Consider the following 10,415-nt stretch of genomic DNA (forward strand, 5'->3'; position numbering starts at 1 on the left):
CCGGCGTACGCGGAAAGATCCCTGGCCTGGCTGATATCTACCAGGCCAGGGCCTTCATCGTTGGTGCGCGTCAGCAGCGGCGGCGAGGCACCGCTGAACGCCTTCCAGATCGCCTTCGGGGCCCGCTCACCCTGTCGGCCACTGACCACCCAACAACCAAGATCAGCCGCGAAGACGGGTCCCGGCCTCCCCGGGCTACGCCGACCTTTTAGCGGCGCGCTGCCGCGGGACGATCGACGCGGTTACTTCGGCGGCGGCGTGGGAGAGCTCGGGGAGTACGTCGCCGTAGAACTTCGCGGTGAAGTGTGGGCTTGAGTGGCGGAGTCGGTTAGAAATGATCTTCATCTGGACGCCGGCGGCGAGGCCCATGGTGGCGGCGCCGTGGCGGAGGTCGTGGAGCCGGATGGGTGGTAGCCCGGCTTGGTTGGCGAGGTGGTGGAAGTGGTCGGTGACGTCGGCAGGGTGGAGTCGACCACCTGTCGGGGTGGTGAACACGAGCCCGGTGGTGGTCCAGGCAGCACCGGCCGCGAGGCGTTCGCGGTGTTGCCGGGTGCGGTGGGCGCGTAGGACGGCGACGGTTTCGGTGTCGAGGGCGACCGCGGCTTCGCTGTCGGTGGTTTTGGGTGTGTCGATGGCGGTGGCCCAGCCGTGTTGGACGAGTTGCCAGCGGACGGTGAGGGTGGCTGCGTCGAGGTCGAGGTCGTCCCAGTGCAGGCCGCAGGCTTCGCCGCGGCGTAGGCCGGTGAAGGCGATGAGGTGGTAGAGGGCGTAGAGCCGGTCCTGCGCGTCGTGGGTGTGGTCGAGGAATCTGCCGGTGTGTTCGGGGGTCCAGATCATGACGGGGCTGGGGGTCTTGCCGGTGTCGCGCCAGGTTTTTACGCGTTGGTCGGTCCAGATGGTGGGCTTGGGTGGTCGGGCTGTCGGTAGTTCGACCATGAGGGCGGGGTTGGTGTCGATGTAGCGGTGGCGGCGCATCGCGTCGTTGAGGGCTTTGCGCAGGGTGGCGTGGATGACGTGCAGGGTCCGGTTGCCGACGATCCGCTGGTTCTTGACCTGGTCACTTTTGGCGGGGTCGCGGCTGGCGCGAAGGGTGGCGATGGTGGTGTTGCGTTCGGCGATGGCGTCGTACATGGCGTCGATGTGGCCGGGGCGGAGCCGGTCGATGCGCAGTTGGCCGAGGTGCGGGATCAGGTACAACCGGATGTGCCCCTCATAGGAGCGCAGGGTGCCTGTCTTGATGTTCTTGCGTCTGGCGAGCCAGTCGGTCAGGTACGCCTGCATCGTGGGCAGCTCGGTCGGGGTGATGTCCAGGTGTAGCGCCCGCCGGACCTCGTCCGGGGCCGGAACCGGCGCCCCGGTCTTTACGGCGGCTTCGATCAGATCGCCGGTCTTTACGGTGGTGTGCGCGTCGGTGGGATCGGGGACGGCGAGCGCGGCCCGGATCCGGTCCAGGACGGCGTCCGCGTCGGCCTGGGTGGTGTAGGGGCCGTGACGGAGCGGTCGGCGGGTGCCGTCGGCGCGGGCGGGGACTTCGATCTGCCAGTGCCAGTGGCCGTGGGTGCGGGACCAGCCGCCGCCGGGCCGGCGAAGCTGGGGGCAGGAGCGTCCCAGCCGCCGGCCCGTGACGCTGTCGCGGCAGCCGCAGCGTTTGAAGGTGGATCCCTTCACTCATCGTCTCCTGGATGCTCTCTGTGGTGCCGCCAGCAGTGTCGGGTGGAATCCGCTGGTGACGGGGTCATCGCATCCACGCTCACCTTCGCGTCGGCTTCAAGTCGCCCGCCGCTGGTTGCGGCGGGGTCGGGTTGGAGGAGGTGGAGCAGGGCGGCGACCGGGACGATGATGCGGCTGCCGGCCCGGATGAGCGGTATGGGGAACTCGTCGGTGGCGGCGAGCCGGTACGCCTGGGATCGGCTGATCCCGAGCACCGACGCGGTTGTGGCGAGAGTGGTGGTCACGCCGAGGGCACGGATGCGCTCGACCGTCCACACCTGCCCGACGCTGGACGCGGTGGTGCTGTCGGTCGTCGTGCGGGTTGTCTGGTCAGCGGGGTTCGTGGGGCTGTTCATGATCGGGCTTCTCCTGGTTATGAGATGGATGGTTGTGCGGTAGGAGCGGGGTAGCCCTGTCGGGGTCGACCGGCGCAGGGGTGGCTGCTCCGCCACCGTCGCGCCGCTCCGGTGACAGAGGCGGTGACGTCGGGTTGGTCGGCATGACCGGGCTAACGATCAGTCCGGGTGGTGCCGACGACTCGACCTTGAGGGTCTTGAGCAGTTCGGATATTCGGATGTTGGACACGGTGTGACCGGCTGCGCGGAGGGCTTCGGCGAGCGCTGCCCGGGTCAGTGCCTGGCCGTCTGCGGAGAGCCGGTCCCGGACCTTTCGCGCCGCTGGCAGCAGCTCGGCCACCGCGCGGGACGGCTGCGGAGACGGTCCCCGGTCCGCTCGCCGCCGCCGTTCCCGTTCGTCCCCGTGACGACGAGCATCCGATGAGCGGACGGTCCGGTTGCTGGACCGCTCCCCCGCCGTGACGGCGGACCGCACGGTCTCGTCCGGTCCGCTGTCCGGACGGGTCCATCCGGCCTCATCCGGTTGGCAGTCCACAACCGCCACGGCAGGGGCGGGCGTGGTGGTACTGGTCCGGCCGAGGGCGATCTTGACCATGACGAGGAAACCGAGCGCGGGTACGGCGGCGGTGATCCACCCGATGACCGAGGGTTCGGCCTCGACGACCTGCGCCGCCAGGGACAGGGTGACCGCACACGCCAGCACGGTCGCGGGGAACACGGTGGGGGTGTAAGCGCGTTTGCGGCGGCGTAGTTCCAGGCCGGAGGCGATGGACATCAGCTCCAGGACGATCGCGTCGGCCCAAGCCAGCCAGCCGGGTTGGCCGTGCGCGGCGGCGACGTTGTGCACGTGGGTGAAGCTGGCCGCTCCGGCTGCGCCGCCAATGGCCAGCATGATGACGACCTGGACGACGCCCTCGATGCGGCTACCCCGCACCCCCGCGTTCGGGTCAGTGGCCGGTGCCGTCGTGGCCCCTCACCTCCTCGACCCAGACCGGAACAACGACCGTCCGCCTGTCACAAGAGCCCGGACCGGATGGCGGACCGACCCGGCGTCGGACAACCATCGGGACGGGGACCGCACGCCGGCCGCGGACCGCCCGCCGCAGACGCGGGACCGAGATGCGGTCGCGCGGCTGTGGGAGCGGACGTTCGGTGCTCGCACAGATCTGTCAGCGCCGGCCGAGCTGGTCACGACAGATCCGTGACAGATGCCGGCCGTTGCTGTCCGATCCGCGGCGGAAGTACTGTCCGCCGCCGTCGTGTCGTCGCCGATCACGCGGCCTCGCCCGCCCGGCTGGAGGCGTCAACGACGTAACCGGCCAGATCAGCCAGCCGCAGCCGCTGCCCTTCGCCACCGTTTACAGCCCACACCGCGTCCGCTGGGCCCAGGCCGGCCGTCGCGGCGTGGTCGCAGGCCCCGGTAGCAATCGGCACCGACAGCGGCACGTCGGCCAGCACGCGGCGCAGGTTGCGCTCCCGGGCGGCCGAGTGCAGCCAGAACAGCACCGGCCACATCCGCCCGAGCGTGCCGAACAGCTCCTGATAGCCGTCCACCTTGCCGGTCAGAATCGACAACTGCTCGGCACCGGTGTCGTATTCGACGAAGAACGGCACCTCTGCGCCACCGTCGACCCACCGGCCGTAGCCGTCCGGGCGCACCCGCGGCTGATACGCCCGCACCAGCCCCGGATCCTGCCGGCTGGTGAACGTACCGGCGCGCTGGCACACCGCCTCCGGCAACCACTCCACCAGGCCGGTGCCCGGACGGGTGCGGGCGTGCCCGGCCAGGTCGGTAAAGAACCCGTTCACCCCGAGCCGGTGCGCGAGGCTGCGGGTCGAGGTCCAGCGCCGCCGCTCCACCCGGGCGTGGTCACGCCGCGGTGGGCGTTCGTCCCGGCTGGCCGCGACGACCTCAGCGCCGAGCTGATCTATCACGTAGTGGTACGGGTACGAGCCGCCGTCGGCCCGCTGCGGCCGGAACCGAGCCACCAATCGCAATCGGTACAGGGTCCGCAGCCGCCGCTGACAGAAATCGAGGGACGGGAACAGGGCGGTCGCGATCTGGAACGACGTCAACACACCGTGGTCATACAACCAGCCCAGCAGCAGACGGTCACGGCCGGTCAGCTGGGACTGGACCCGAAGGACCGGATCATCCACCGGCTACCACCTCCTTTCCGGTACGGAATGCCGGCCCCAGGGGGGAGAGACCCGAGACAGGCAGGGTCTGTCGCAGGACAAGCCGACGGCGCTGACAGCCGGGCTGGCCTGCGGTGTGAGAGGAAACAGGGGTCGGTTCGGGGGTCCGGCTGAAGACTGACGTCAACGCTGACGCCAAGCCCGACCCTCGAACGGGGATCAAGCCGGAACTCGTCACTGCCAGTGCCTGCGGCAGTAGGTGAAGGTGTCGGCGAGAGCACGAGAACTCCTTGGTTGAGAGTGGAATGTGGTGCTGATGGCGTGGTCGGGTCACCACAGCGCCGTCGGAGCGGAGAGGGGTCGGCGCGAGGCATCCCGGCGCCGACCCTGCTGTGGTCGCCACCCCAGCGGCGCACGCCTGGCGGGAGCAATAGCGAAACGATTGGACTTGAGGCAAGCGCGCAGAGGTGGTTGGTGGCGGGGTGAGGGCTAGCCTCTTGGGTCATGTCCGCCCCTGCGCCGCATCCGTTGCTGTTCCTCGACGTCGACGGCACCCTCATCCCGTTCGGAACACCCGCGGCGACTCAGCCGGGCATGCCGCATGGCTGTACCGAGGCACCGGTCCTACCGGCCGACGCCCATCCCCTGCTGGAAAGGGTCGATCCGGAACACGGCCGCCGGCTGGAGTCCCTACCGTGTGACCTGGTGTGGGCGACGACCTGGATGAACGACGCGAACGACGTGCTCGCGCCCTTGCTCGGGCTACCGACCCTGCCCGTCGTGGACTGGCCCGACTCTGACGAGGTTGGCGTCCTGCACTGGAAGACCCGTGGGCTGGTCGAGTGGGCGCAGGGACGTCCCTTCGTCTGGGTCGACGACGAGATCTCTCACGCCGATCAGCAGTGGGTATCGACTCATCACCACGCCCCGGCCCTGCTGCATCGGGTCGACCCACGTCGCGGGCTGACCGAGCACGACTTCACAGTCATCGAGAGCTGGCTCTCGGAGGCGCGGTAGGGCGAGCGCCATGCCGTCGCGGCTGCCGCGCTTGACGGCTGTCTGCCACTCGGGACCGCCGCTGGTGAGATCCCGCACCATGCCGCTGGCGTTGGCGGTGTCCCGGGGGTCGTGACGTCGTGCGTTCACGATCCGACCTCGATGAGGCGACACCTGCCGATGTTCCCCGGCACCTGCCATACCTGCTCGTCCGGCCAGTGGCGATACAACAGCTGCCGGGTGGTCGTGGCGACAACGTTCCGCAGCGGCCCACGGAGCAGGTCGGCCCGCAACCGTTCCTCCCGCTCGGCATCCTGAGCGATCACCAGAATCGCCCCGGCCGGCACCAGCCGGTCCGCACGCCGGTAGCCGGCCAACAATCCACCCAGCCCCGACGCCGGCCGCTCGTGCTCGGCGACAACGTCGCCGATCGGGCCACGATCGACATGTACCAGGAACCGCAGGCACCGCCCGTCCTGTAGCCAGACGCCGTAACCGTCGGCCCGCAGCTGCGCCAGGTCGTGCTGCCGCAACCATGACGAGGTCTCCATCGTCGCCAGCCACTGGAACAGCTCGCACAGCCCCGGGTTGCGCCGCGACACCTCGACTAACGGCAGGAACAGCAGAGCATCCGAAGGACCGGAGGACCGCTGACCCAACCGCAACGGAACCGGCCGCCCCGACGCCGTCAACGCACGCCGGAGCACCTCCGTCCCTTCGGCCGTGACCTCGTACCACCACGTATGGGTCCGGTCCTCCGGCGAGCGCTCGCGGTTCACCAGTCCCGCCCCGTGCAGCCACACCAGGTCTCGGTGGGCCGTCAGCCGCGACACCGCGCAGACAAGCGCCACGTCCAGCGTCGACGCGGAACCGTGCTGCGCCAGGTAAGACAGAACCCGCCACCGCTGCGGAGACAACCGCCGCGTGGCACCCCGTTCGCCCATCCCTCGATGATCCTCTGGGCGCCGACAGTCCGACATCCCGTTCACGACAGTCATGACAGGGAGTAGTCGATGCGCAAACCTGGAGATCGGAAGACGGGACCGCCGTGACCGAGGACCGCGCTCGCCGTCGGCCGTTGAGCGAGGCGTCGGCGAGCCGTGCAAGCACCCACATACCCAAACCGGGGTTTTGGGGCCGATTTTGGAGATCACTGTTCAGTGAACCAGCCGAAAAGCTGAGGACAGAAAGTGCGGCTCGGTCAAATCGGACTACCAATAGTTGATCTAAATGATCGGTGCCGTACGCGGGCTGATCTTTCAGGGGCGCGCGGACAAGACCGTTTCCGACTCGGCCATGACGCGCCACGCACCGATGCGATGGTTACTCCAAGTAACAGCAGCAGTGGTTCCCCCCACTCCAAGACCCCGTGCGACGGCCCCTCCTGCGGCACACGTTGATCCGCCTGCGGCCGAAGGGCACAATCCCAGGATGATCTCGAGCGTGTTCTTCGACGTGGGTGAAACGATCGTCGACGAGTCCCGGGAGTACGGCACCTGGGCCGATTGGCTCGGCGTCCCACGGCACACCTTTTCGGCCGTCTTCGGCGCGGCCATCGCTCGCGGTCTGGACTACCGGGAGACGTTCCAGGTGTTCCGGCCGGGGTTCGACCTCGCCGAGGAACGGCAGCGCCGGACCGCCGCTGGGCAGCCGGAGCACTTCGCCGAGGAGAACCTTTACCCGGACGCCCGGCCATGCCTGGCCGCTTTACAAGAGTTGGGCGTGCAGGTCGGCCTGGCCGGTAACCAGACCGCCCGAGCCGAGACCATCCTGCGCGCCCTTGATCTGCCCGTCGACGTGATCGGCACCTCGGACGGTTGGAACGTCGAGAAACCGTCGGCCGCGTTCTTCGACCGCGTCGTCACGGAGGCTGGCTGCCCCGCCGACCAGGTGCTGTACGTCGGAGACAGGCTGGATAACGACATCCGGCCGGCGCAGGCGGCCGGGCTTGCGACCGCCCTGGTGCGACGCGGCCCATGGGGATACATCCTCGACGACAAGACCATCAGCGACCGCTGCCTCTTCCACCTCGACTCGCTGGCCGAGTTGCCCGGGCTGGTACGCAGGCACAACGAGTCGGCGGCTTAGCTCCCCGGAAGAGCGGCCCGGCTGGTCGCGAGGGCGGCGACGCGTTCGTCGAGTTGGCTGCCCTCGCGGCTGTCGCCGAGTACCTGCCGGACGGCTCTGACCCGCTCCAGCCCCGTGCCGTACCAGTCGGCCTGCAGGGCGTCCAGGGCCTGGTTGAGGTAGTCGGCGGCGTGGTCCCCGTCGCTGCTGTGCGCCGAGGCCAGGTCGGCGAGGACGACGCTGCGCTGCTTGGCGCCCGTCGCGGTCAGGCCGGCGAGAGACGTGGCCAGGTGGCGGGCGGCCTCGGCATGGTCGCCAGCGGCGAGAACTGCATAGCCAGCGAAGGAGTGCAGTCGGTCGGTGTCGTAGTAGTCGAACCATTCGGGCATTTCGGGTCGCGTCGTGATCGCGGTCGCTGCGAGGTCGATCTGGTGGCGGCTTGCTGCCCCAGCCCCGGCGCGGGCTTCGACTTCCGAGGCCACGCAGTGCAGCCAGGAGCGGACGGCGGGGCTGACTCCGTGCCAGGTGTGCTGGAGCGCCGCGTCGATCAGTGATCGGGCAGCGGTCGGATCATGTCCGAAGGCCGGGATGAAAGCCATGTGGCCGAGGACGGTGGCGGCCAGCGCGTGGTCTCCGGCCTCACGGGTGGCGGCGAGGGCTACGTCGTAGCAGCGTTGCGCGACGGCAGGCTGGTTGAGATCGAAGAATGCCAGTCGGGCGGTGAGGAGCGCCGACTCGGCGAGGGCGCTGGCGAGGGTCGCCCGGCTGGTGCCGGTGGCCGCGCGGACGAGTCCGGTGCCGAGCTGTGTGTGGGCATACGCAGCCTCGTACAGCGGGCGTGCGGGGCTGGTCCAGTACAGCGTCCGCTGGCACCGCACGATCTCGGCGTAGGCCCTTGGATCTATGGCCTTGGCTTGGGCGTACGCAGCCTGCGGATCGAGTGATAGCAGCGGCGCCACCAGCGGAAGCATGCTGGCGCCGAACAACGCGCGCAGGACGCTAGCCCGATCCCAGCCGGTTTCGTCGCCTCCGGTGATCATGTCCCACAACCTCCTGAACTCGTGCAATGTCTCTGCCTGCGGACGCATCGCCAACTCGTCCGGAGTAAGCAGTCCCAGCTGATCGGCTGGCTTGTCGAGGATGGCCACGAGATGTTTGCGGTAGCGCGGGTCAGGCCAACGCTCACCGGTTTCCCACCGCCGCACCGTGTTGGCGTTCAGCCCGGTATCGGTCTCGCCGGCGTGACTCATCTCCGCACGGATCCGCTCGGCGACCTCCTCGTAGGACCAGCCCCGCTGGAGCCTCTCCCACGCTAGCCGCCGGTTGGCGGGGTAGCGCCGTCCGGTCATGCGGACACCTCCGTACGTCCTCTGTCGACGATGGTCACGTTAGCCATCTCCGCTACGGCCCGTCACTACCTGGTTGCGAGCGGACGGGCGGTGGACGGTACCGCTCGGCTCCGCCGGACGGTTCGCTGTTGACGAGCATCGACGGACGCTGCCGGGCAGCTCCAGCTCACCAACCCATTGTCATCGACGCCAGGGGATTCATGGTGGAGAGATCGATCGGATCGGACAAGGCGGCAGAAGAGCTGACGCCGCTTCTTGTGACGGCGGCCGGAGGTGCGGTCGTGAGGCTGATTCCTCGCCTGCGTACTGCCATCGGGGCTGCGCGGGCGGGCGACCGGCGGGGTGCTCCCAGCCGCCGCCTCACCTCGGCGGGGGCCCCCCGCCCCCCCCCGGGCCCCCCCCCCGGGGGCCCCCCGGGGGGCCCCGGGCGGGGGGGGGCGGGGGGGGGGATTCCGGGGATGGGGGGGGGGCCCGGCCCCCCCGGGGCCCGCCGCCCGGGGGGGGGGGGGGGGGGGCGGCGGGGGGGGCCCCCCCCCCCCCCCCCCCCCCCCGGGGCCCCCCCCCCCCCCCCCGGCCCCCCCCCCCACGACTGGAACAAGCAGCGGGAATCGGCCAAACGTCGGACGGAGGCGTCATGACCGTGTACGTCTCGCGGCACGCCTCCGCAGGTGCCACGGGTGCGCCCGGTCCGGCGGCGCAGCCCAGTGTGCCACCGACGGACCGGGCGACGACCTTTCGGGGCGACCCGCCTCTACTGACCTTCGTGTGGCAGCGCGTGCTGTCGCCACCGGCTCAGCGCGGTGGTCGCCGGTGACGGCGCGGGTGCTGGTGACCGGCGCGGCCGGCTTCATCGGTTCGCATGTCGTCGACGCGCTCCTGGCCAGGGGAATTCAGGTGGTCGGCCTGGACCGCCGCCGGCTCGGTCAGGATGCGCTCGCCGATGAGAATTTGGCAGCCTCAGCCGCCAATCCGCTGTTCACATCGCTCTGCCGGGATCTGGCCACCGACCGGCTCGATGACGCCGTGGACGGCTGCGACGTCGTGTTCCACCTGGCTGCCCGGCCGGGTGTCCGGCCCTCTTGGGGTTCGGAGTTTCACGACTACGCACAGTCCAACGTCCTCGGCACCCAACGGCTGCTCGACGCGTGTGTCCGATCGGGCGTGCGGAGGCTCGTCTACGCCTCCTCGTCCAGCGTTTACGGGCCGGCAGACCGACCCAGCCGCGAGGACGACCGGACCAGCCCAGTCTCCCCGTACGGAGTGAGCAAGCTCGCCGCCGAGCAGCTCTGCGTGGCCTACGCGTGCCGCCCCGACAACCGGCTCAGCGTCGTGGCCCTGCGCTACTTCACCGTGTACGGGCCGCGCCAGCGACCTGACATGGCCATCGGCCGACTGCTGTTCGCGGCCTATACCGGTTTGCCGGTCACCCTCTTCGGCGACGGCAGCCAACGGCGGGAGTTCACCTACATCACCGACGTCGTCGCCGCGACGATCGCCGCCTCTCAGGTAGATGCCCAGTGCGCCGTGGTGAACATCGGCGGCGGAGCGAGCGTTTCCATGCGGGGCGCGATCCAGGAGGCGTCCACGGTCACCGGACGGCACATTCCGGTCCAGGCAGCCGACGTCCAGCCGGGTGACGTTCCCTCGACGGCCGCTGACCTGACCCTTGCCGGCCGACTGCTGGGCTACTGGCCCACCGTCGGCCTGCACGAGGGCATGGCCCGGCAGTCCGCCTGGTTGGTCAACCTCTCCCGCGACCGACTCACCGCGTTCGCCTCCTGACGGAAGGAAATCCTTT

Annotated in this window: 10 protein-coding genes; 4 read left to right on the forward strand and 6 right to left on the reverse strand. The window is 69.7% G+C overall.

The window, feature by feature from the left end; all coding sequences use genetic code 11:
- Positions 1 to 195 precede the first annotated feature (195 nt).
- The 4 genes from ACGFIQ_RS19860 to ACGFIQ_RS19875 form a co-directional block, all read right to left on the reverse strand.
- Positions 196 to 1,668: a tyrosine-type recombinase/integrase gene (locus ACGFIQ_RS19860; protein WP_393245534.1), complete on the reverse strand. Its 1,473-nt coding sequence runs from the start codon at positions 1,666 to 1,668 to the stop codon at positions 196 to 198.
- Positions 1,665 to 2,066 carry a helix-turn-helix transcriptional regulator gene (locus ACGFIQ_RS19865; protein WP_393245536.1) on the reverse strand — a complete coding sequence of 134 codons (402 nt, stop codon included), beginning with the start codon at positions 2,064 to 2,066 and terminating at the stop codon, positions 1,665 to 1,667. Before ACGFIQ_RS19865 ends, ACGFIQ_RS19860 begins: the two co-directional genes overlap by 4 nt.
- Complete coding sequence (locus ACGFIQ_RS19870; RefSeq protein ID WP_393245538.1) at positions 2,041 to 3,000, reverse strand: DUF2637 domain-containing protein; 960 nt, start codon at positions 2,998 to 3,000, stop codon at positions 2,041 to 2,043. The genes ACGFIQ_RS19865 and ACGFIQ_RS19870 overlap by 26 nt, the downstream gene beginning before the upstream one ends.
- A gap of 338 nt (positions 3,001 to 3,338) precedes the next feature.
- Positions 3,339 to 4,226, reverse strand: coding sequence for a replication-relaxation family protein (locus tag ACGFIQ_RS19875; RefSeq protein WP_393245540.1), 888 nt, complete (start codon positions 4,224 to 4,226; stop codon positions 3,339 to 3,341).
- Between the two features lie 483 nt (positions 4,227 to 4,709).
- Here ACGFIQ_RS19875 and ACGFIQ_RS19880 point away from each other — a divergent pair, with 483 nt between their 5' ends.
- Positions 4,710 to 5,222, forward strand: a complete 513-nt coding sequence (locus tag ACGFIQ_RS19880; RefSeq protein ID WP_393245542.1) for an HAD domain-containing protein — start codon at positions 4,710 to 4,712, stop codon at positions 5,220 to 5,222.
- A 125-nt stretch (positions 5,223 to 5,347) separates the two neighbouring features.
- On the opposite strand, the gene ACGFIQ_RS19885 is transcribed toward ACGFIQ_RS19880, so the two are convergent.
- Positions 5,348 to 6,145 (reverse strand): DeoR family transcriptional regulator, encoded by a 798-nt coding sequence (locus ACGFIQ_RS19885; protein ID WP_393245544.1) that lies wholly within the window; start codon positions 6,143 to 6,145, stop codon positions 5,348 to 5,350.
- Positions 6,146 to 6,632: 487 nt separating this feature from the next.
- On the opposite strand from ACGFIQ_RS19885, the gene ACGFIQ_RS19890 reads away from it, so the two are divergent.
- The gene (locus tag ACGFIQ_RS19890; RefSeq protein WP_393245546.1) at positions 6,633 to 7,289 is read left to right on the forward strand and encodes an HAD family hydrolase; all 657 of its coding nucleotides are present in this window, start codon (positions 6,633 to 6,635) and stop codon (positions 7,287 to 7,289) included.
- On the opposite strand, the gene ACGFIQ_RS19895 is transcribed toward ACGFIQ_RS19890, so the two are convergent.
- Positions 7,286 to 8,518, reverse strand: a complete 1,233-nt coding sequence (locus ACGFIQ_RS19895; RefSeq protein WP_393245548.1) for an XRE family transcriptional regulator — start codon at positions 8,516 to 8,518, stop codon at positions 7,286 to 7,288. The genes ACGFIQ_RS19890 and ACGFIQ_RS19895 overlap by 4 nt on opposite strands.
- Before the next feature lie 733 nt (positions 8,519 to 9,251).
- Between ACGFIQ_RS19895 and amcA the strand changes: the two genes are divergently transcribed.
- Both amcA and ACGFIQ_RS19905 read left to right on the forward strand, forming a co-directional pair.
- Positions 9,252 to 9,431, forward strand: a complete 180-nt coding sequence (gene amcA, locus ACGFIQ_RS19900) for a multiple cyclophane-containing RiPP AmcA (protein WP_393245550.1) — start codon at positions 9,252 to 9,254, stop codon at positions 9,429 to 9,431.
- On the forward strand, positions 9,428 to 10,399 hold the full coding sequence (locus ACGFIQ_RS19905) for an NAD-dependent epimerase/dehydratase family protein (RefSeq protein ID WP_393245552.1): 972 nt from the start codon (positions 9,428 to 9,430) through the stop codon (positions 10,397 to 10,399). Before amcA ends, ACGFIQ_RS19905 begins: the two co-directional genes overlap by 4 nt.
- The last annotated feature ends 16 nt before the right edge of the window (positions 10,400 to 10,415 follow it).

Origin of the sequence: Micromonospora sp. NPDC048898 (genome assembly GCF_043198035.1) — a bacterium.
Taxonomy (GTDB): domain Bacteria; phylum Actinomycetota; class Actinomycetes; order Mycobacteriales; family Micromonosporaceae; genus Micromonospora.

What these genes read in the sequence shown, in the direction of transcription:
- ACGFIQ_RS19865 (WP_393245536.1), bottom strand. Translation starts at nt 2,066, where the DNA reads ATGAACAGCCCCACGAACCCCGCTGACCAGACAACCCGCACGACGACC.
- ACGFIQ_RS19880 (WP_393245542.1), top strand. Translation starts at nt 4,710, where the DNA reads ATGTCCGCCCCTGCGCCGCATCCGTTGCTGTTCCTCGACGTCGACGGC.
- ACGFIQ_RS19885 (WP_393245544.1), bottom strand. Translation starts at nt 6,145, where the DNA reads ATGGGCGAACGGGGTGCCACGCGGCGGTTGTCTCCGCAGCGGTGGCGG.
- ACGFIQ_RS19890 (WP_393245546.1), top strand. Translation starts at nt 6,633, where the DNA reads ATGATCTCGAGCGTGTTCTTCGACGTGGGTGAAACGATCGTCGACGAG.
- ACGFIQ_RS19895 (WP_393245548.1), bottom strand. Translation starts at nt 8,518, where the DNA reads ATGAGTCACGCCGGCGAGACCGATACCGGGCTGAACGCCAACACGGTG.
- amcA (WP_393245550.1), top strand. Translation starts at nt 9,252, where the DNA reads ATGACCGTGTACGTCTCGCGGCACGCCTCCGCAGGTGCCACGGGTGCG.